Origin of the sequence: uncultured Pseudokineococcus sp. (assembly GCF_947499845.1) — a bacterium.
Taxonomy (GTDB): Bacteria; Actinomycetota; Actinomycetes; order Actinomycetales; family Quadrisphaeraceae; genus Pseudokineococcus.
On sequence record NZ_CANMPM010000001.1, the window covers coordinates 249,585 to 269,795 of the forward strand.

General features: G+C 77.5%; 16 protein-coding genes and 1 pseudogene. 16 read left to right on the top strand and 1 reads right to left on the bottom strand.

All coding sequences use genetic code 11. The annotated features are described in order from the left end of the window. Window positions 1–48: 48 nt before the first annotated feature. From Q0789_RS01255 to Q0789_RS01300, 10 genes are all read left to right on the top strand, one after another. Window positions 49–1,068, top strand: a complete 1,020-nt coding sequence (locus tag Q0789_RS01255) for a DNA-directed RNA polymerase subunit alpha (protein WP_171201678.1) — start codon at window positions 49–51, stop codon at window positions 1,066–1,068. 66 nt (window positions 1,069–1,134) lie between these two features. Beyond that, a complete protein-coding gene (gene rplQ / locus Q0789_RS01260; protein WP_298801364.1) occupies window positions 1,135–1,860 on the top strand; it encodes a 50S ribosomal protein L17 in 726 nt (241 codons plus the stop codon). Between the two features lie 71 nt (window positions 1,861–1,931). Continuing rightward, window positions 1,932–2,855, top strand: a complete 924-nt coding sequence (locus Q0789_RS01265; protein WP_363326065.1) for a tRNA pseudouridine synthase A — start codon at window positions 1,932–1,934, stop codon at window positions 2,853–2,855. After that, on the top strand, window positions 2,839–3,417 hold the full coding sequence (locus Q0789_RS01270; RefSeq protein WP_298801366.1) for a DUF5709 domain-containing protein: 579 nt from the start codon (window positions 2,839–2,841) through the stop codon (window positions 3,415–3,417). The genes Q0789_RS01265 and Q0789_RS01270 overlap by 17 nt, the downstream gene beginning before the upstream one ends. 102 nt (window positions 3,418–3,519) lie before the next feature. Further along, the gene (locus Q0789_RS01275; RefSeq protein WP_298801367.1) at window positions 3,520–5,310 is read left to right on the top strand and encodes an ABC-F family ATP-binding cassette domain-containing protein; all 1,791 of its coding nucleotides are present in this window, start codon (window positions 3,520–3,522) and stop codon (window positions 5,308–5,310) included. 198 nt (window positions 5,311–5,508) lie between these two features. Then, window positions 5,509–5,952: a 50S ribosomal protein L13 gene (gene rplM, locus Q0789_RS01280; protein WP_298801368.1), complete on the top strand. Its 444-nt coding sequence runs from the start codon at window positions 5,509–5,511 to the stop codon at window positions 5,950–5,952. Between the two features lie 43 nt (window positions 5,953–5,995). Then, window positions 5,996–6,508, top strand: coding sequence for a 30S ribosomal protein S9 (rpsI, locus tag Q0789_RS01285; RefSeq protein WP_366917579.1), 513 nt, complete (start codon window positions 5,996–5,998; stop codon window positions 6,506–6,508). 172 nt (window positions 6,509–6,680) lie between these two features. Then, window positions 6,681–8,036, top strand: a complete 1,356-nt coding sequence (gene glmM, locus Q0789_RS01290) for a phosphoglucosamine mutase (protein ID WP_298801369.1) — start codon at window positions 6,681–6,683, stop codon at window positions 8,034–8,036. Window positions 8,037–8,158: 122 nt separating this feature from the next. Then, entirely contained in the window at window positions 8,159–9,298 is a 1,140-nt protein-coding gene (locus Q0789_RS01295) for a GNAT family N-acetyltransferase (protein WP_298801370.1), read from the top strand. A gap of 159 nt (window positions 9,299–9,457) precedes the next feature. Continuing rightward, complete coding sequence (locus Q0789_RS01300; RefSeq protein WP_298801622.1) at window positions 9,458–11,674, top strand: HNH endonuclease signature motif containing protein; 2,217 nt, start codon at window positions 9,458–9,460, stop codon at window positions 11,672–11,674. A gap of 153 nt (window positions 11,675–11,827) precedes the next feature. Here the strand turns inward: Q0789_RS01300 and coaA are convergent, their stop codons facing one another. Continuing rightward, entirely contained in the window at window positions 11,828–12,769 is a 942-nt protein-coding gene (gene coaA, locus Q0789_RS01305) for a type I pantothenate kinase (RefSeq protein ID WP_298801371.1), read from the bottom strand. A gap of 105 nt (window positions 12,770–12,874) precedes the next feature. On the opposite strand from coaA, the gene glmS reads away from it, so the two are divergent. The 6 genes and pseudogenes from glmS to tsaE all read left to right on the top strand — a co-directional run bounded on the left by glmS (window position 12,875) and on the right by tsaE (window position 20,198). Continuing rightward, entirely contained in the window at window positions 12,875–14,761 is a 1,887-nt protein-coding gene (gene glmS / locus Q0789_RS01310; protein ID WP_298801372.1) for a glutamine--fructose-6-phosphate transaminase (isomerizing), read from the top strand. Window positions 14,762–14,816: 55 nt separating this feature from the next. Further along, window positions 14,817–15,176: pseudogene (locus Q0789_RS16685) on the top strand (holo-ACP synthase); the annotation flags it as partial. 323 nt (window positions 15,177–15,499) lie between these two features. Then, window positions 15,500–17,113 (top strand): bifunctional ADP-dependent NAD(P)H-hydrate dehydratase/NAD(P)H-hydrate epimerase, encoded by a 1,614-nt coding sequence (locus Q0789_RS01320; protein WP_298801374.1) that lies wholly within the window; start codon window positions 15,500–15,502, stop codon window positions 17,111–17,113. A gap of 132 nt (window positions 17,114–17,245) precedes the next feature. Continuing rightward, a complete protein-coding gene (gene alr, locus Q0789_RS01325) occupies window positions 17,246–18,466 on the top strand; it encodes an alanine racemase (protein WP_298801375.1) in 1,221 nt (406 codons plus the stop codon). Beyond that, window positions 18,463–19,632 (top strand): alpha/beta hydrolase, encoded by a 1,170-nt coding sequence (locus tag Q0789_RS01330; protein WP_298801376.1) that lies wholly within the window; start codon window positions 18,463–18,465, stop codon window positions 19,630–19,632. Before alr ends, Q0789_RS01330 begins: the two co-directional genes overlap by 4 nt. Further along, window positions 19,629–20,198, top strand: coding sequence for a tRNA (adenosine(37)-N6)-threonylcarbamoyltransferase complex ATPase subunit type 1 TsaE (gene tsaE, locus Q0789_RS01335; RefSeq protein WP_298801377.1), 570 nt, complete (start codon window positions 19,629–19,631; stop codon window positions 20,196–20,198). Before Q0789_RS01330 ends, tsaE begins: the two co-directional genes overlap by 4 nt. Window positions 20,199–20,211 lie beyond the last annotated feature (13 nt).

The following is a 20,211-nucleotide window of genomic DNA, read 5'->3' on the forward strand; positions in this document are numbered from 1 at the left end:
CCCCCTGGGGTCATATGGCGGACCCCGCGCCCGGAAGGACACCTGCCCGTGCTCATCGCACAGCGCCCCACCCTCACCGAGGACCGCGTCGCCGAGCGCCGCTCGCGCTTCACCATCGAGCCGCTCGAGCCCGGCTTCGGCTACACCCTCGGCAACAGCCTCCGCCGCACGCTGCTCTCGTCGATCCCCGGCGCGGCGGTCACGAGCATCCGCATCGACGGCGTGCTCCACGAGTTCTCCACGATCCCCGGGGTCAAGGAGGACGTCACCGAGATCATCCTCAACGTCAAGGGCCTCGTCGTCTCCAGCGAGCACGACGAGCCCGTGACGATGTACCTGCGCAAGCAGGGCCCCGGCGAGGTCACCGCCGCCGACATCGCGCCGCCCGCCGGCGTGGAGGTCGCGGACACCGGGCTGCACATCGCCACGCTCAACGAGAACGGCCGGCTCGAGATGGAGCTGACCGTCGAGCGCGGCCGCGGCTACGTCTCCGCCGCCCAGAACAAGTCGGGCGACGCCGAGATCGGCCGGATCCCCGTCGACTCGATCTACTCCCCGGTGCTCAAGGTCACCTACAAGGTCGAGGCCACGCGCGTCGAGCAGCGCACGGACTTCGACCGGCTCGTCGTGGACGTCGAGACCAAGCCCTCGACCGTGCCCGCCGACGCCATGGCCTCGGCCGGCAAGACGCTCGTCGAGCTCTTCGGCCTGGCGCGCGAGCTCAACGTCGAGGCCGAGGGCATCGACATGGGCCCCTCGCCCACGGACGCGGCCATGGCCGCCGACCTCGCGCTGCCCATCGAGGACCTCGACCTCACGGTCCGCAGCTACAACTGCCTCAAGCGGGAGGGCATCCACTCGGTCGGCGAGCTCGTCGCCCGCAGCGAGGCCGACCTGCTGGACATCCGCAACTTCGGCGCGAAGTCCATCGACGAGGTCAAGGTCAAGCTGGGCACCATGGGCCTGCAGCTGAAGGACAGCCCGCCCGGGTTCGACCCGAGCGCGGCCCTCGAGGCCTACGAGGGCGACGACGACGACGCGTCGTTCGCCGAGGACGAGCAGTACTGACCACCCGCCCAGTGCTGACGTCCGGGCGGTGCCCGGGCTGACGCACGGCCCACCCGAGGAGACACCATGCCCACCCCCACCAAGGGCCCGCGGCTCGGCGGCGGTCCGGCGCACGAGCGCCTGATCCTGGCCAACCTGGCCACCCAGCTGTTCGAGCACCGCAGCATCACGACGACGCAGGCGAAGGCGAAGCGGCTGCGGCCGTTCGCCGAGCGGCTCATCACCTTCGCCAAGCGGGGCGACCTCGCCGCGCGCCGGCGCGTGATGACCGTCGTCCGCGACAAGACGGTCGTGCACGAGCTGTTCACGGACATCGCCCCGCAGATGGCCCAGCGCGACGGCGGCTACACCCGCACGACGAAGATCGGCCCGCGCAAGGGCGACAACGCCCCCATGGTCGTCATCGAGCTCGTCACCGAGCCCGTGTCGGCGCGCCAGGACGTCGTCCGCGAGGCGACGGCGGCCACCGGTCGCGCGTCCCGCGACCGCGACGAGGCCCGCGCCAGCGCGGCCGAGGCGGCGGACGTGCCGGTCGAGCAGGTCGACGACGCCGACGCGGCCGCCCTGTCCGAGGCCCGCGCCGAGGACTCGGCCACCGAGGCCGAGGACGCGGCGGGCCGCGCCGACACCGAGGCCGCCGGCGACGCCACGGCCGACGCCGAGACGGCGGCCGGCGACGCCGACGTCCTCGCGCCGGGCTCGTCCGACGCCGAGGACGCCGACGCGGCGGCCGACGCCGCCGACGAGGTCACCACGGCGGCCGAGGACGCCGAGAAGGACAGCCGCAGCTGACCGAGCACGGCCCCGCCGAGCCCGCCGCCCCCGCCGGGGGCGGCGGGCTCGCGCCGTCTGCGGGGGCGGCCCTGGTGCGCGTGCGGCTCGACGTCGCCTACGACGGCGCGGGCTTCGCGGGGTGGGCGGCTCAGCCGGGCCTGCGGACGGTCGAGGACGAGCTCTCGCGCTCCCTCGGCCGGGTGCTGCGGCGCCCCGCCCCGCGGTTGGTCGTCGCCGGGCGCACCGACGCCGGCGTGTCGGCGCGCGGCCAGGTCGTCCACGTCGACGTCGAGGAGGCCTCCTGGACGGCGCTGCCCGGCCGCGCCGCCGGGAGCCCCGGCGCGCCGTCGCCGGGGCGGGCGCTGCTCCGCCGGCTGGCGGGGGTGCTGCCGGCGGACGTCGTCGTGCGCGGCGCCCGACCGGCGCCGCCGGGCTTCGACGCGCGCTTCGGGGCGCTGCGGCGCCGCTACGCCTACCGGGTGGTCGACGACCCGGCCGCCCGCGACCCGCTGCGCCGCGGCGAGGTGCTCGTCGTGCGCCGACCCCTCGACGTGGCGGCGATGGCGCGGGCGGCGTCGCCGCTGCTCGGCGAGCACGACTGGCTGCCCTACTGCCGTCCCCGCGCGGGCGCGAGCACCGTGCGGACGCTCCTGCGCCTCGGCTGGTCCCGGGCGCCGGACGGCGTCGTCGTCGCGGACGTCGAGGCCGACGCGTTCTGCCACCACATGGTCCGCTCGCTCGTCGGGGCGTGCCTGGCCGTGGGGGAGGGGCGCCGCGACGAGGGCTGGCCCGCGCGGGTGCTCGCCGCCGGCGTGCGCGACCCCGCGGTCGCCGTCGTGCCCGCGCACGGCCTCGTGCTCGAGGAGGTCGTCTACCCGCCGGACGAGGAGCTCGCGGCGCAGGCGGTGCGGGCGCGCTCGTACCGGGGGCCGGTCGCTCCGGAGCAGGGCGCCGGCACCGCGCGCGAGGTCCCGCGGCCGGTGGCAGGGTCGGGGCATGAGCACGACACCTGACGAGTCCAGCGCCGTCGGCGACGACGTCTACCAGCCCGACGCGGGCGGCGTCGACGACGCCGCGGTGGACCCCGACGTCCGCGACTACGACGACGAGAACAGCCTGGGGACGCTCTCGCAGGACGAGGCCCTCGACCAGGGCTACTCCCCGCCGGAGCGCCCGCGCGAGCTCGGCCGCCACGGCACGACGCTCGAGGAGCAGCGCGAGGGCGAGAGCCTCGACGAGCGCCTGGCCGAGGAGGTCCCCGACCCCGCCATGGAGGTGCCCGACCCCCTCGCCGAGGACCCGGGCCCCGTGCGCCACGACGCGGAGATGTCGACCGGTGACGCCGACGACGTCGCCGAGCCGCCGGCACCGGGCACCGAGGCCGACCTCGACACCGACGGGGAGCTCCTCGACGACCAGGTGGGCGACGTCCGCGCCGGCCGCCTCGTCGACCCGTCGGGGGGCATCGGCCCGGACGCCGAGAAGGACGAGGTCGCGCAGGACGTCGGCATCGCCGGCGGCGCCGCGGGGGCCGAGGAGGCGGCCGTCCACGTCGTCGACGAGGACCGCGCCTGACCGGCACCTGCCCGGCACCTGCCTGAGGCCCGCCCGGCGCGGCGGGGCCCGCCCTGAGAACCCGGTGTCCCCGGAGCCCCGGCTCCGGGGACACTGCCGCGCGTGGGGCACGTCGAGCTGAACCGGGTCTCCCTCGCGCTGCCGGACGGCCGGCCCCTGCTGCGCGAGGTGTCGCTGCGCGTCGGGGACCGGTCGACGACGGCGCTCGTCGGCCCCAACGGTGCCGGCAAGACGACGCTGCTGCGGCTCGTGACGGGCGAGGTCGTGCCGACCTCGGGCGCGGTGACGAGCTCCGGCGGCGTGGCCGTGCTCGACCAGCGCGTCGGGCGCGGCGGCCCGGGCGACGAGCGCGCCGTGCGGGACCTGCTCGTGGCCACCTCGCCGCCCCGGCTGCGCGACGCCCTCCTCGAGCTCGACGCCGCGGAGCTCGCCGTCATGGAGGTCGACGACGAGGCCGCCCAGATGCGCTACGCGCAGGCCCTCGTCGACGCGGGGGACGCCGGGTCCTACGACGTCGAGGTGCACTGGGACGCCGTCACGCGCTCGGCCCTCGGCCTGCCGTACGAGCGCTGCCGCTGGCGCGCCCTGTCGAGCCTGTCCGGGGGCCAGGCCAAGCGCCTGGCGGTCGAGGCCCTGCTGCGGGGCCCCGCGGAGGTGCTCGTCCTCGACGAGCCCGACAACTCCCTCGACGTGCCGGCCAAGAGGTGGCTCGAGGGGGTCCTGCGCGAGACGCCGAAGAGCGTCCTGTTCGTCAGCCACGACCGGGAGCTGCTCGCCCGGACGGCGACGTCCGTCGTCACCCTCGAGCCGGGCCCGGGCGGGGCCCGCGCCTGGACCCACGGGGGCGGCTTCGCCACCTGGCACGAGGCGCGGGCGGCGCGCACCGCGCGCCTGGAGGAGCTGCGGCGGCGCTGGGACGAGGAGCACGCCCAGCTGCGGGCGCTCGTCGTGGCGCTGCGCCAGAAGGCGACCTTCAACGACGGCATGTCGTCGCGCTACCAGGCCGCGCTGACGCGCCTGGCGCGCTTCGAGGAGGAGGGGCCGCCGCCGGAGGCCCCGCAGCACCGCCCGCTGCGGCTGCGGCTCGCCGGGGGGCGCACCGGGCGCCGGGCGGTCGTCCTCGAGCAGGTCGCGATCCCCGGGCTGCTCGAGCCCGCCGACGCCGAGGTCTGGTACGGCGACCGGGTGGCGCTCCTCGGGCCCAACGGGTCGGGCAAGTCCCACCTCCTGCGCCTGCTGGCCGCGGGCGGCACCGACCCCGAGCCCGAGCACGCGCCCGCCACGAGCGACGTCCCGGTCGACCCGGTGGCCCACAGCGGCCGCGCACGGCTCGGCGCGCGCGTGCGCCCGGGCTGGTTCTCCCAGCGCGAGCGCGGCAGCGCCCACGGGGCGGACCCGGGGGGAGCCGGGGACGGCGCGGGGGAGGGGGCGGGTGGCCGGAGGTCGGGGGACCGCCTGCCGACGCTGCTCGAGGTGCTGCACCGCGGGGACGGGGCCCGGGCGGGGATGGGCCGCGAGGAGGCGGCGCGCGCGCTCGACCGGTACGGGCTCGCCCGCGCGGCCGAGCAGAGCACCGACCAGCTCTCGGGCGGGCAGCGCGCCCGCTTCCGCGTGCTGCTCCTCGAGCTGTCGGGGGCGACGCTCCTGCTCCTCGACGAGCCGACGGACGACCTCGACCTCGAGTCGGCCGAGGCCCTGGAGCGGGCGCTGGCGGACTTCTCGGGGACCGTCGTCGCCGTCACGCACGACCGCTGGTTCGCGCGCGGCTTCGACCGCTTCCTCGTCCTGGGCGCGGACGGGCGGCTCGTCGAGGTGCCCGAGCCGGTGTGGGAGGCCGCGCCGCCGCCGGCGGCGGACGGGGGCCGGCGGCGGCCGGCTCCCGAGCCGCTTTGACCGGCGCGCCGGGGGTCTCGTACAGTCGTCCGCGAGTTCCGGGACGTGCCATGCCCTGCGCCGGCCGCGTCCGCCTCGTCGGACGTCGGCCGCGCTGCACCCCAGCGCGGCAGAGCGTGCGAAGAGCCCCGGACGAAGCAGCCCGGACCAGCCGGTCCGGAGGCCGTGGACGACCCCGACAGGACGAAGGCAACGACCGTGCGCACGTTCTCCCCCAAGCCCGCCGACGTCGAGCGCCGCTGGCACGTCATCGACGCCAGCGACGTCGTGCTCGGCCGCCTCGCGACCCACACCGCCTCGCTGCTGCGGGGCAAGCACAAGACGGTCTTCGCGCCGCACATCGACACCGGTGACTTCGTCGTCATCGTCAACGCCGACAAGGTGGCCCTCACGGGCAGCAAGCGCGACCAGAAGATCGCCTACCGCCACTCGGGCTACCCGGGCGGCCTCAAGGCGACCTCCTACACCGAGCTCCTCGAGAAGAACCCCGAGAAGGCCGTGGAGAAGGCCGTCCGCGGCATGCTCCCGAAGAACAGCCTCGGCCGGGCGATGATCAAGAAGCTCAAGGTCTACTCGGGCCCGTCGCACCCCCACGGCGCCCAGCAGCCGCAGTCCTTCCAGATCACCCAGGTCGCGCAGTAGTCCCCTCGCGCCCGGCCCCCGCACCCGCTCCCGAGGAGAACCTGTGACCGTCCAGACCGACAGCACCGACTACCAGGACGGCGGGCTCGACACCACCGTCGAGACCGACGCCCCCAGCAGCTACACCAGCGAGTCCTCGTCCGTCGCGGGCTCCGGGCGGAGCATCGTGGCCCCGGCCATGGCGACCGGCCGCCGCAAAGAGGCCGTCGCCCGGGTGCGCATCGTCCCCGGCTCGGGCCAGTACTCGGTGAACGGGCGCGAGCTCGCCGCCTACTTCCCGAACAAGGTCCACCAGCAGCTCGTCAACGACCCGTTCACGGTCACCGAGCTGCAGGGCCGCTTCGACGTCATCGCCCGCATCGACGGCGGCGGCCCCTCGGGCCAGGCCGGCGCGCTGCGCCTGGGCATCGCCCGCGCGCTCAACGCGGTCGACGTCGAGGCCAACCGCGCGGTGCTGAAGAAGGCCGGCTTCCTCACGCGCGACGCGCGCGTCAAGGAGCGCAAGAAGGCCGGGCTCAAGAAGGCCCGCAAGGCGCCCCAGTACTCCAAGCGCTGACCCCGGCGGGCACCTGCCCGCCGCGGAGCGCCGCACCGAAGCCCCGGGGCCTGCGCCCCGGGGCTTCGGTGCGTCCGGGGCCGGCCTTCCAGCAGCGACCGGCCTGCCAGCACCGACCGGCCTGCCATCACCGACCGACCTGCCAGCACCGACCGACCACCACGGAGGACCAGTGGCCAGGCTCTTCGGCACCGACGGGGTGCGGGGCGTCGCGAACGTCGCCGTCACCGCCGAGCTCGCGCTGGACCTCTCGGTCGCGGCGGCGCACGTCCTGGCCGACCGGGGCGCCTTCGCCGGGCACCGACCACGCGCCGTCGTGGGGCGGGACCCGCGCGCGTCGGGCGAGTTCCTCTCGGCCGCGGTCGTGGCGGGCCTCGCCAGCGCGGGCGTGGACGTCGACGACGTCGGCGTCGTGCCGACCCCCGCCGTGGCGTCCATCGTCGCCGCCTCGGGCGCCGACCTCGGCGTCGTCCTCTCCGCCTCGCACAACCCGATGGCCGACAACGGCATCAAGTTCTTCGCGCGCGGCGGGCACAAGCTGCCCGACGACGTGGAGGACGCCATCGAGCGGCGCTCGGGCGAGGAGTGGGCCCGGCCCACGGGGGCCGGTGTGGGCCGCGTGCGGCGCGACGACGAGGCGGGCCCGGCGTGGGCGCAGGCCCTCGGCGCGTCGGCGCCCCACCGGCTCGACGGCCTGAAGGTCGTCGTCGACTGCGCCCACGGGGCCGCGAGCGAGCTCGGCCCCCTGGCCCTCGCGACGGCCGGCGCGGACGTCGTGGTCGTCGGGGCGGCGCCGGACGGCGTCAACATCAACGACGGCGTGGGCTCCACGCACCCCGAGGTGCTGCAGGCCGCCGTGCTCGAGCACGGCGCCGACGCGGGCGTCGCCTACGACGGCGACGCCGACCGCTGCCTCGCCGTCGACGCCACCGGGGCGCTCGTCGACGGGGACCAGATCATGGGCGTCCTCGCGCTGGCCCTGGCCGAGCGGGGCGAGCTGCGGCACGACGTCCTCGTGACGACGGTCATGAGCAACCTGGGCCTCGTGCTCGCCATGGAGGCGGCCGGCATCCGCTGCGCGCGCACGGCGGTGGGGGACCGGTACGTCCTCGAGGAGATGCGTCGGGGCGGCTACGCGCTGGGCGGCGAGCAGTCGGGCCACGTGCTGCTGCTCGACCACGCGACGACGGGGGACGGCGTGCTGACGTCGCTGCACCTGCTCGCCCGGGTGGCCGAGAGCGGGCGCACCCTGGCGGACCTGGCCGCCGGCATCCCGCGGCTGCCGCAGGTCCTCGTCAACGTGCCGGGCGTCGACCGCGCGGGCGCCGGCACCGACCCGGGGGTGCGCGACGCCGTCGCCGCGGCGGAGGCCGAGCTCGGCGACACGGGCCGGGTGCTCCTGCGCCCCTCCGGGACGGAGCCGCTCGTGCGCGTCATGGTCGAGGCGCCGAGCGCCGAGACGGCCCAGGAGGTCGCCGACCGGCTCGCGGGCGTCGTGCGCCAGCGGCTGGCCCTCCGGGAGGAGTGAGCCCCGCTTCCCGGGCTGGTGGGCGTGTGACCTCGGGCTCGGGCTCGGGGGCTGCGGCCTTCGGGCGCCGGCAGATCTGAAATCGCTGGACCGCTGCGGGCGAGGCGGTCGATCCTGCCGCCGTGCGCGTGACGACCAGCCCCGGTGACGACCCCGCCTTCCTCGCCGAGGGCTTCGAGGCCTGGCACGCGGCCGAGGAGGCCGGGCGTCGGCACGGCCTGCCGACGGCGGCCCCGTGGCCGCGGGAGGAGGCGCGGGCCGAGCTCGCCCACCCGGTCCCGTGGGAGCCCGTCGTCGTGCTGTCGGCGGTGGACGACGGCGAGGTCGTCGGGGCCGCGCGCGTCGAGGCGCCGCAGCGCGACAACCGGGACCTCCTGTACTGCGAGGTCGCGGTGCCGGCTTCCGCGCGGCGCCGCGGGGTGGCCTCGGCCCTCCTGCGGGCCGTCTGCGACCTGGCGGACGAGCAGGGGCGCCCCCGGCTGCTCACCGAGGTGGCCGTGCCCCTGGAGGCCGACGTCGACCGGTGGCCCGGCACGGCGTTCGCCGCGGCCACGGGTTTCTCGCTGGGGGTGGCCGACGTACGGCGCGAGCTGCCGCTGCCGGCCGACCAGGGCCACCTCGACGCCCTCCGCGCCGCGGCGCTCCCGCGGTCGACGGGGTACCGCTGGGAGGTGCTGCGCGGAGCCCCCGAGCCCGAGGACGCGGCGGCCATGGCCGAGCTCTCCTCGCGCATGCTCACCGAGGCCCCGCAGGACGACCTCGTCGTCGAGGCGGAGGACGTGGACGCCGAGCGCGTCCTGGCCGAGCACCAGCGGTCGGTGGCGCTGGGGCGGACGCGCTGGGTGGCGCTGGCGCGCAGCGACGACGGTGCGACGGCCGGGTACTCGATGCTCGTCCGCAGCGAGCACGAGCCCGACGTCCTCCACCAGTGGGACACCCTCGTGCTGCCGGAGCACCGCGGGCACCGCCTCGGCCTGCTGCTCAAGATCGACTGCCTCGCCGCCGCGCTCGCCGACGGGCGCGAGGAGGGGTGGGCGGGCTCGCTGCGCGCGGTGCGGACGTACAACGCGGCGAGCAACGGGCCGATGGTCGCGGTCAACGAGGAGATGGGCTTCCGCCCCGTCGAGCTGCTCCACGAGATGCAGGCCGAGGTCTCCGCCGTCCGCGCGGCGCTCGACGCACGGCTCGCGGGAGCCGCCGCTCCTGGAGGGGGGCCGGCGGCGACCGCCGCCGCCGTGGCTGCGGTGGCCGACGGGTCCTGACGGGCTCGGGCGGCTCGGCGGGCGCAGGCGCCGAGGCGATCGCCACGGGCGGTGTCGGGTGGCTGCGCACAGGCTGGCGGTGTGGGGGCGTCCTCCACAGACCTCGGGGCTGTCGCGGCGCTGTCGGACCCCATCCCTAGCCTCGTACACGTGTTCGAGATGGGCGTGGGCGGGAGCGAGGGGGACGACGCCGTCCTGCCGTCCGCCTCGCCTCGCGCCGCTCGTGGCGCCGGCCTCCCTGAGGTGAGTGCTGCTGCCGGGGACCAGGACGGCGGCGCCGCCGAGCTGGTGGGCGAGGCCGGTCGGGTGCGGTCGGCGGTGCGGGCGGGCGCGCTGGGTCGGGTGCAGGCGGTGGTCGCGTTGGAGGCGGCGCGGTCGGTGGCGTGGGCGGTGCTGCTGCGGCATGTCGCCGCGCTGGTCGACGAGATGGGCGCGTCGGGCGGGCCGACGGCACCGGTGGCCGACGGCGACGGCGACGGCGACAGCACCGGCCACAGTCGCACCGGTGTGATCGCGATCGCGGACAGGGGTGCCGGCGCCGGTGCCGCCTCCGACGCGGCACGGTCGCCGGGATCGGGGTCGGGGCGGGACGCGGGGCTGGCGTTCGAGGCCGCCGCGGCCGAGCTGGCGGTCGCGCTGGTCGTGCCCTTGCGCCGGGCGCAGGACCTGGTCGCCGAGGCCCTCGCGGTGACCACGCGGCTGCCGGTCACCCTGGTCGCGCTGGACGCGGGGCGGATCGACCCCCAGCGCTCCCGCCTGGTCGCCGAGGAAACCGTCGCCCTGTCCCCGGTGCACGCCGCGAAGGTCGACGCGGCCCTGGCCGACGACCTCGGCCCGCTCACCGTCCCCGCGCTGCGGGCGCGGGTGCGTCACCTCGTGGCGACGACCGACCCCGAGGCGGTGCGCCGGCGGGTGCGGCGCGCGACCTGCGCCCGCGGGGTCCGCCTGTTCCCCGTGGACGACGGGATGGCCCAGCTGGTCGCCACGGGCCCGGTGCTGGACCTGGCCTGCGTGTTCGAGCGCCTGACCACCACCGCCCGGGCCCGCGCCGGGGAGCACGGGCGCCTCGACCCGCACGCCGCGACCACCGCGGGCCTGGACCCCCTCAACCTGGGCGACGGTGCCGCCGCGGGGCTGCCGGACCGCCGGGGCATCGACGCGCGCCGCTTCGACGCCCTCGTCGACCTCGCCACCACCACCGACCTGCCCGCCACCACCGACCTGCCCGCCACCACCGACCTGCCCGCCAGCGCGGCCGCCGGCACGAACCTGGCTGCGGCAGCGACCACGAGCACGTCCCGGACGCGCAGCCCGCACGGCCCGCAGGTCACCGTGGCCCTGTCCAGCCTTCTCGGCCTGGACGACGACCCCGCCCAGCACCCCACCCTCGGACCCGTCCCCGCGGTGGCCGTCGCCGAGCTCCTCGCCGCCGGGCACCGCTTCCGCCGCGCTCTGACCGCACCGGTCACCGGCCACCTCGTCGGCCTCGACGGCCACCTCATGGCCACCGACCCGCCGGCACAGGCCGCTGGCCTGCCCGGCCCGACGTCCGGACCACCCGAGACCGGCAAGAGAGCGGCGGCAGCCCGCCGAGAGCGGAGCGCGTCGATCACCGTGCGCGTCGACGCGCCACCACCCTCGACCCAACAGGAGACTGCCCGCACGTCGCGGCACACCTCCCTGCGCCGTGCATCACGGCGGTCCGGCTGCTCCTACGCCGCCGCCGCGGGCGGACCGGGCCCGTACACACCCACCGACGCCTGCGCCCGCTGGGTGCGCACCCGCTCACCCCGCTGCCAGGCCCCCGGCTGCCGCATGCCCGCGACCCGCTGCGACCTCGACCACCGCACCTCCCACGCCACCGGCGGACCGACGTGCCCCTGCAACCTCGACGTCCTCTGCCGGCGCCACCACCTCGCCAAGCACCACTTCGGATGGGTGGCGGTCCCGACCACCGATGACCCCGCTGACCCGTCCCTCACCTGGACCACCCCGCTCGGGCAGGTCGTCCACGTCCCCGCGCAGCCGCTGCTGCCCCGCCCCGCACCTGCCCTCGCCGACGCCGCCCGCGCCGCGGCCAGGGCCGAGGCCGAGGCCGCCCCCGAGCTGGAGGAGCGGCTCCTGGGCCCCGAGCGCTACCCCTGCAGAGACAGCGCCGCCCACGACCTCGACCGGGTGCACGCCGAGCTCGCCCGCCAGCTGCACGAGCTCGACCGAGACGACGTGGGGCACGTCCAGCGAGGCGACGGTCGGTCCGTCGACGGCCGGGGAGGTCCCACCGGCGTCCCGGATGCCCCCGCTGACGGCTCAGGAGGCGCCGCCGACGGGGCGGGCGAGAGAGGGGGCTGGGCCGACGACGGCGCCCCGCCCTTCTGATCAGCGGCGCGGGGCCGCCCCGGGTGCTGGCTCGACCCGGGTGCTGGGCCGACTCGCGTACTGGCCCGACCCCGGTGCCGGGCCGCCCCGGCGCCGGGCCGACCAGGCCTGCCGCCTCGGAGGGGCGCGACGAGGTCGGCGTCCGAGCCTGGTTCAGACCTTGCGGAGCCTCACCCGCCGCACGGTGTGGTCGGCGTCCTTGGTGAGGACGAGCGAGGCGCGCCCGCGCGTCGGGAGCACGTTCTCGACGAGGTTCGGCTCGTTGACGGCGCCCCAGATCTCCAGGGCGAGGGCCTCCGCCTGCTCGTCGGAGAGTCCCGCGAAGCGGCGGAAGTAGGACTCGGGCCGGCTGAAGGCCGTCTCCCGCAGGCGCAGGAAGCGCTGGACGTACCAGCTGCGGACGTCGGTGGTGCGGGCGTCGACGTAGATGGTGAAGTCGAAGAAGTCGCTGACGGCGAGCCCCTGCCGGCCGTCGGCGCGGGGGCGGGCCGGCTGCAGGACGTTGAGCCCCTCGACGAGGAGCACGTCCGGCCGGCGGACGACGACCTCGGCGCCGGGCACGATGTCGTAGACGAGGTGGCTGTAGAGCGGGGCCCGGACCTCCTCCGCCCCCGACTTCACGGCCTGGACGAACCGCAGGAGCGCCCGGCGGTCGTAGGACTCCGGAAAGCCCTTGCGCTGCAGCAGCCCCCGCCGCTCCAGCTCGGCGTTGGGGTGCAGGAAGCCGTCGGTGGTGACGAGCTCGACGCGCGGGGTCCCCGGCCACCGGGCGAGGAGCTCGCGCAGGACGCGCGCCGTCGTCGACTTCCCGACCGCCACCGAGCCGGCGACCCCCACGACGAAGGGCGTCGGGGCCGTGCGCTCGCCGAGGAACTCGGCCCGCGCCGCGTGCAGGGAGCGCGCCGCGCCCACGTACAGCTGCACGAGCCGCGACAGGGGCAGGTAGACCTCCTCCACCTCGGCGAGGTCGATCGGCTCGCCGAGGCCCCGCAGGCTCTCGAGGTCCTCCTGCGTCAGCCGCAGGGGGGTGGCCGGCGCGAGGGCGCTCCAGGCGTCCCGGTCGAGCTCGACGTAGGGGGAGGAGTCGGCGGCCACGGGCGCCGATGGTGCCAGCCGGGGCCGGCCCTCCCCGCACGCGCACCGGTCACCCGGGTGCGTCGGGCGCCGGGGCGACGGGCGGGCGCACCTACGCTGGCGGCCATGTGCGGGATCGTGGGCTACGTCGGAGCGCCGGGCAGCGGGGGGGCGCTGGACGTCGTCGTCGACGGCCTCGCGCGGCTGGAGTACCGCGGCTACGACTCGGCGGGCGTCGCGCTGGCCGGGCCGGGCGGGCTCGCCACGCGCAAGAAGGCCGGCAAGCTGGCCAACCTCCGGGCCCTGCTCGAGGCCGCCCCGCTGGAGCCGGCGTCCACGGGCATCGGCCACACCCGGTGGGCCACCCACGGCGGTCCCACCGACGCCAACGCCCACCCCCACCTCGCGGGCAGCGGCGACGACGAGGTCGCCGTCATCCACAACGGCATCATCGAGAACTTCGCCGCGCTGCGCGCCGAGCTCGAGGCGAAGGGCGTCGAGCTGGCCTCCGAGACCGACACCGAGGTCGCCGCCCACGTCCTCGCCGGTCACGTCGCCGCCGTGCGCGGCGAGGGCCTCGACGGCGGCGAGGCCCTCGCGGAGGCGCTGCGCCGCACGTGCCGCCGCCTCGAGGGGGCGTTCACCCTCCTCGCCGTCCGCTCCGGCGACCCGAGCACCGTCGTGGGCGCCCGGCGGAGCTCCCCGCTCGTCGTCGGCCTCGGCGAGGGCGAGACCTTCCTCGGCTCCGACGTCGCCGCCTTCATCGGCCGCACGCGCGACGCCCTCGCCCTCGGGCAGGACGAGGTCGTCACCATCACGGCGGAGGGGGCGACGATCACGACCTTCGACGGCGAACCCGTCGAGGGCTCGCCCTTCCACGTCGACTGGGACGTCGAGGCCGCCGAGAAGGGCGGCTACTCCTCCTTCATGGCCAAGGAGATCGACGAGCAGCCCCGCGCCGTCGCCGACACCCTCCTCGGCCGCAGCGACGCCGAGGGTCGGCTCGTCCTCGACGAGGTCCGCATCTCGACCGAGGAGCTGGCCGCGGTCGACAAGGTCGTCGTCATCTCCTGCGGCACCTCCTCGTACGCGGGGCAGGTCGCCAAGTACGCCGTCGAGCACTGGTGCCGGATCCCCGTGGAGGTGGAGTACGCCCACGAGTTCCGCTACCGCGACCCCGTCGTGGACGAGCGGACACTCGTCGTCTCCATCTCCCAGTCGGGCGAGACCATGGACACGCTCATGGCCGTGCGCCACGCCCGCGAGCTCGGTGCGCGCACGGTGTCGATCTGCAACACCAACGGCTCGACCATCCCGCGCGAGTCCGACGCCGTCCTCTACACGCACGCGGGCCCGGAGATCGCCGTCGCCTCGACGAAGGCCTTCCTCGCCCAGATCACGGCGTGCTACCTGCTGGGCCTCTACCTCGGCGCGCTGCGCGGTACGGCGTCGCCCGAGCTGGTCAAGGAGGTCCTCGAGGACCTCCACGCCATGCCGGCGAAGGTGCAGGAGGTCCTCGACGGGCTCGAGCGCGTCCGCGAGATCGCCCGCTTCATGGCCGACTCCCGGTCCGTCCTCTTCCTCGGGCGCCACGTCGGCTACCCGGTGGCGCTCGAGGGCGCCCTCAAGCTCAAGGAGCTGGCGTACATCCACGCCGAGGGCTTCGCCGCGGGAGAGCTCAAGCACGGCCCCATCGCGCTCATCGACGCCGGGCAGCCCGTCTTCGTCGTCGTCCCGCCGCCGAGCAGCCCGCACGGCCTCCACGGCAAGGTCGTCTCCAACATCCAGGAGATCCGGGCGCGCGGCGCCCGCACCCTCGTCATCGCCGAGGAGGGCGACGAGGGCGTCGTCCCCTTCGCGGAGGAGGTCATCCGCGTCCCGGCGTGCCCGCCGCTGCTCATGCCGCTGCTGACCGTCGTGCCGCTGCAGGTCTTCGCCGCCGAGCTGGCCGCGGCCAAGGGGCTCGACGTCGACCAGCCGCGCAACCTGGCCAAGTCCGTCACCGTCGAGTGAGCCGGTCGTGACGGCGGGCGGCCTCCCCCTCGGCGGTGCCGCCGGCGCCGGACCGATCGGCGGGGCCGTCGTGGGGGTGGGCGTCGACGTCGTCGGCGTCGAGCGCTTCACCGCGGTGCTCGACCGCGGGGGCGCCGCGCTGCGCGCGCGCCTCTTCGACCCCGACGAGGCCGACCTGCCCGCGCGCTCGCTGGCCGCGCGCTTCGCCGCCAAGGAGGCTCTCGCCAAGGCCCTCGGCGCGCCGCCGGGGATGCGCTGGCGGGACGCGCGCGTGCACCGCGGCGAGCACGGCGCGCCGTGGGTGGAGATGCGCGGCACCGTCGCCGAGCGGGCGGCCGCCCTGGGGGTCGGGGCCGTGCACGTGTCCCTCTCCCACGACGCCGGCATCGCGACGGCCTTCGTCGTCGCCGAGCGCGTCCTCGGCGCCCCGCCCCGCCTCCCCCCGACGCCGGACGTCCTGCCTCCCCGGACGGCGCCGCCCCGCCCGGGCCCGACGTACCCGGACCCGACGCGTGCTGACCCGACGCGCCCGGACCCGAGCCACCCGGACCCGAGCCACCCGGACCCGAGCCACCCGGACCCGAGCCACCCGGACCCGACGCACCCGTCCTGAGCGGCGGGGCCCAGCAGCAGCCGCGCCCTCGCCCCGCCCTCGCCCCGCCCTCGCCGGTCCCGTCCCCGCCTCGCCCTCGCCAGTCCCGTCCTCGCCCGTCCCGCCGTCGACCCGCAGGAGCCCCGATGACCAGCGCCCACGACGTCGAGGCGGTCCGCGCCGCCGAGCAGGCGGCCGCCGCCAGCCTCCCCGGAGGGCTCGCGACCCTCGTCGAGCGCGCCTCCGCGGCGCTGGCCGGCGTCGTCGGCTCCGAGCTGCGCGCCGTGGCCGGGCGGGTCTACGGCTCCCGCGCGGTGCTCCTCGTCGGCTCGGGGACCAACGGCGGCGACGCGCTGCACGCGGGGGCCCTCCTGGCGCGCCGCGGCGCTTCCGTGACGGCGCTGCTCGCGGCGGACTCGTCCCACGAACCGCGCGCCCACGGACCCGGCCTCGCCGCCCTGCGTGCCGCGGGCGGGCGCGTCGTCGAGGACGGCGCGGGCGAGGTGGGCCTGGCCGCCGTCGCGGCGGCGGACGTCGTCGTCGACGGGCTGCTCGGCGTCGGCGGCCGTCCCGGCCTGCGCGGGGCCGCAGCGGCGCTCGCCGGGGCGGTGGCCCGCTCCTCCGCGCGCGTGGTCGCGGTCGACGTGCCCAGCGGCGTCGACGTCACCACCGGAGCCCTGCCGTCCGCGTCCGCGTCTGGGTCTGGGTCTGGGTCTGGGTCTGCGTCGGGGGCTGGGCCTGTGTCTGCGACCGGGGGGGAGGGGGCCGGGACGGCCGCGGCGGTCCGCGCCGACGTCACCGTCACCTTCGGCACGGCCAAGCCCGCCCTCCTGCTGCCCCCGGCGTCGGCCTTCGCCGGGCGCGTCGTCGTCGCGCCGATCGGCCTCGGCGACCTGGGCGACCCCGTCGTCGAGCGCCTGGGGGCGCGCGAGCTCGCCGACCTCTGGCCGCGCCCGGACGGGGAGAGCGACAAGTACTCCCGCGGCGTGCTCGGGGTCGTCGCGGGCGGCGCGACCTTCACCGGCGCGGCGGTGCTCTCGACGGGCGCCGCCGTGCGCGCCGGCGCGGGCATGGTGCGCTACCTCGGCCCGACCCCTCCGACCGACCTCGTCCGCTCCCGCTGGCCCGAGGTCGTGCCCGGCCCCGGCCGCGTGCAGGCCTGGCTGCTCGGCCCCGGCGTGGACCCCGACGACGAGGGCCAGGGCGAGCACGTCCGCGAGGCGCTCGCCCAGGACGTCCCGTGCGTCGTCGACGCAGGCGCGCTGCCCGCGCTCGTCACCGCCCTCGACGAGGGGGAGCGGGGGAGCGGGGGCACGCTCGTCGTCCCGCACGCGGGGGAGCTCGCGCGCCTCCTCGGCCTCCTCGGGCACGACTGCACGCGGGCGGACGTGCAGGAGCGTCCCCTCGAGCACGCCCGGCGCGCGGCGGACGCGTCCGGCGTCGTGGTGCTGCTCAAGGGCTCCACGACGCTCGTCGTCGACCCGGAGGGGGAGGGCGGGGACCCGCGCCCGCCGGTGCGGGCGCAGGCCGACGGCACGCCGTGGCTCGCGACGGCCGGCAGCGGCGACGTGCTGGCGGGCGTCGTCGGCGCGCTCGCCGCGCTCGGGCTGGCGCCCCGCGACGCCGGGGCGGTCGGCGCCGCCGTCCACGGGCTCGCGGCGCACGCCGCGTCCGGGGGCGGCCCCCTCCACGCCGAAGCGGTGCTGCACGCGCTGCCCGAGGTCCTCACCGCGCTCCTCGTCGACGTGCCGCGGGACTGAGGCGCCGGTGCCCTGAGCTCCGGCCCCTGCCGTGTGACCCCTGCCGAGTGATCCCGCCGGGCGCCCCGTCCCCGACGCCGGCCCCCGGCGCCTGCCGGGCGGGCGGGCCGCGCGGTGCGAGACTGGCCGGTGATGACGACCCCCGCTGCCGCTGCGACCGCGCCGGCCGACGACCTCGGCGACGTCCTGCCCGCGCGCGCGGTCGTCGACCTCGACGCCGTCGCCGCCAACGCGGATGTCCTGCGGGAGCGCGCCGCGGGGGCGGCCGTCATGGCCGTCGTCAAGGCCGACGGCTACGGGCACGGGATGGTGCCGTGCGCCCGCGCCGCCCTGGCCGGGGGGGCCACGTGGCTCGGCGTCGCCCACCTGGCGGAGGCCCTCGAGCTGCGCGCCGCCGGTGTCACCGCCCCCGTCCTCGCCTGGCTCGTCGTGCCCGGGCAGGACCTCGCGCCCGCGGTCGCGGCCGGCGTCGACCTCTCGGCCTCGGCCGTCTGGGCGGTGGAGGCCCTCGTCGACGCGGCGCGCCGCACCGGGCGGACCGCGCGGGTCCACCTCAAGGTCGACACCGGGCTGTCCCGGGGCGGGGCGACGGCTCGGGACTGGCCCGACGTCGTGCGCGCCGCCGCGGCCGCCCAGGCCGAGGGCGCCCTCGAGGTCGTCGCCGTGTGGTCCCACCTGGCCTCCGCCGACGACGAGGCCTCCGACGCGCTGACGCTCGCGCAGGTGGATCGCCTCCACGCCGCGGTCGACGTGGCGGCGCGCCTCGGCGTCCGCCCCCCGCTGCGCCACCTCGCGGCGTCCTCGGGGCTGCTCGCCCACCCCTCGGCGCGCCTCGACCTCGTCCGCCCCGGCGTCGCCGTCTACGGCGTCTCGCCCGCCCCGGAGCGCTTCTCGTCCGCCGACCTCGGGCTCGTGCCCGCGATGTCGCTGCGCGCGCGGCTCGCCCTGGTCAAGGAGGTCGGCCCGGGGGAGGGCGTCTCCTACGGCCACCACCACGTGACGGCGGGCCGCACGCGCCTCGCGCTCGTGCCGCTCGGCTACGGCGACGGTCTGCCCCGCCACGCCAGCGGGCGGGGCCCGGTCGCCTTGCGCGGGCGCCGGTACGCCGTCGCGGGCCGCGTCTGCATGGACCAGGTCGTCCTCGACCTCGGCGACGACGAGGCCGCCCGGGTGGCCCGTGCCGGCGACGAGGTCGAGGTCTTCGGCACGGGCGCGGACGGCGGCCCCACCGCGCAGGACTGGGCCGACGCCGCCGGCACCATCGCCTACGAGGTCGTTACCCGCATCGGCGCCCGGGTCCCGAGGGTGCACGTCGGCACCGCCGGCGTCGTCGTGACCGAGGGCCTCGCGTGAGCCCCCTGAGCCTGCCCGGCGCGGCCGGTGCGGCGGGAGGGCTGCGCCTGCTCGCCCTCGGGGCCGGTCTCGCGGCCGCGGGCGCGGGCGCGGCCCTCGGGCTCGGCGCCGAGCGCCTCGTCGTCGGGCGCCCCCTCCTGCCCCTGCCCGGCGCCCGGCCCCCGCGGCGCGAGGTGCCGCTCGGCTCGCTGACCGGCCGCCCCCTCGTCGTGCGCGCCGGCGACGGGACCGAGCTGCACGTCGAGGTCGACGAGCTCCCCGAGGAGGAGCGGGCCGCGGCGGCCGCCGAGCACCGGCCCACCGTCGTCCTCAGCCACGGGTACGGGCTCAACCTCGACTTCTGGCACGTGCAGCGCCTCGCCCTGCGCGGCCGGTACCGGCTCGTCCTGTGGGACCAGCGCGGCCACGGGCGCTCCGAGCGCGGCCCCCGCGGCTCCGCGACGATCGACCAGGTCGGCGAGGACCTCGCCGACGTCCTCGCCGCCACCTGCCCCGAGGGGCCGCTCGTGCTGCTCGGGCACTCGATGGGCGGCATGGCCGTCATGGCGCTCGCCGCCCGGTCGCCCGAGCTCGTCGCGGAGCGCGTCGTCGGGACGGCGCTCATCAGCACGAGCGCCGGCGGCATGTCCGCCAACGACTACGGGTTCGCGGCCCTCGCACCGGCCCTGCGCCGCGTCGCGCCCACGGCGCTCGGGCTGCTGGCGCGGCGGTCCGGCCTCGTCGAGCGGACGCGCACCCTCGGCGGCGACCTCGAGACGCTGCTGGTGCGGCACTGGTCCTACGCCTCCGACGTCCCCCAGGACGTCGTCGACTTCACCGCGCAGATGATCGCCGGCACGAGCGTCGAGGTCATCGACGACTTCTTCCCCGCCTTCGACCGCCACGACAAGGCCGAGGCGCTCAGCGCGCTGGCCGGCGGGGAGGTGCTCGTCCTCGTCGGCGACCACGACCTGCTGACGCCGCCCTCCCACAGCGACGAGATCGTCCGGCGGCTGCCCGGCGCCGAGCACGTCGTCGTCCGCGACGCCGGCCACCTCGTGCCGCTCGAGCACCCCGAGGTGGTGCAGGACGCCGTCGAGCACCTGCTGGCGCGCGCCGCCCGCGTGGTGGCGCACGACCGCGCGCAGCCGGCGGCCCTCGTGCCGCCGGCGGCGGAGGGCGCGTGAGCGAGGTCCGCGTCGAGCTGGGCACGGCGCAGGAGACGCGCGCCCTCGGCCGCCGGCTCGGCGCGCTCGTGCGCGGCGGCGACCTCCTCGTGCTCTCCGGCGACCTCGGGGCGGGCAAGACGACGCTCACCCAGGCGCTGGCCGAGGGCCTCGGAGTCCGGGGACCGGTGACGTCGCCGACCTTCGTCATCGCCCGCGTCCACCCCTCGCTCGTCGGCGGTCCCGCGCTCGTCCACGTCGACGCCTACCGCCTCGGCGACGCCCTCGAGCTCGACGACCTCGACCTCGAGGCCGACCTCGAGGCGTCCGTCGTCGTCGTCGAGTGGGGGCGCGGCCTCGTCGAGCACCTCGCCGGGGACCGGCTCGAGGTCGACCTCCACCGCGAGGACGCCGACGCGGCGGCCGGGGTCTCAGGGGCCGGGGTCGACAGGGCCGGGGTCGAGGGGGCCGGGGTCGAGGGGGCCGGGGTCGACGGGGCCGGGGAGGTCGACGAGCACCGCACCGCCGTGCTGCGCGGGGTCGGGCCGCGCTGGGGCGCGCTCGCCGACCGGCTCAGCGGCTCCTGAGCGTCCGGGCGCC

Coding starts and splice junctions, on each gene's coding strand:
- Q0789_RS01300 (WP_298801622.1), top strand. CDS start 9,458: ATGGGCGTGGGCGGGAGCGAGGGGGACGACGCCGTCCTGCCGTCCGCC.
- alr (WP_298801375.1), top strand. CDS start 17,246: ATGACGACCCCCGCTGCCGCTGCGACCGCGCCGGCCGACGACCTCGGC.
- Q0789_RS01270 (WP_298801366.1), top strand. CDS start 2,839: ATGAGCACGACACCTGACGAGTCCAGCGCCGTCGGCGACGACGTCTAC.
- Q0789_RS01320 (WP_298801374.1), top strand. CDS start 15,500: ATGACCAGCGCCCACGACGTCGAGGCGGTCCGCGCCGCCGAGCAGGCG.
- rplQ (WP_298801364.1), top strand. CDS start 1,135: ATGCCCACCCCCACCAAGGGCCCGCGGCTCGGCGGCGGTCCGGCGCAC.
- glmS (WP_298801372.1), top strand. CDS start 12,875: ATGTGCGGGATCGTGGGCTACGTCGGAGCGCCGGGCAGCGGGGGGGCG.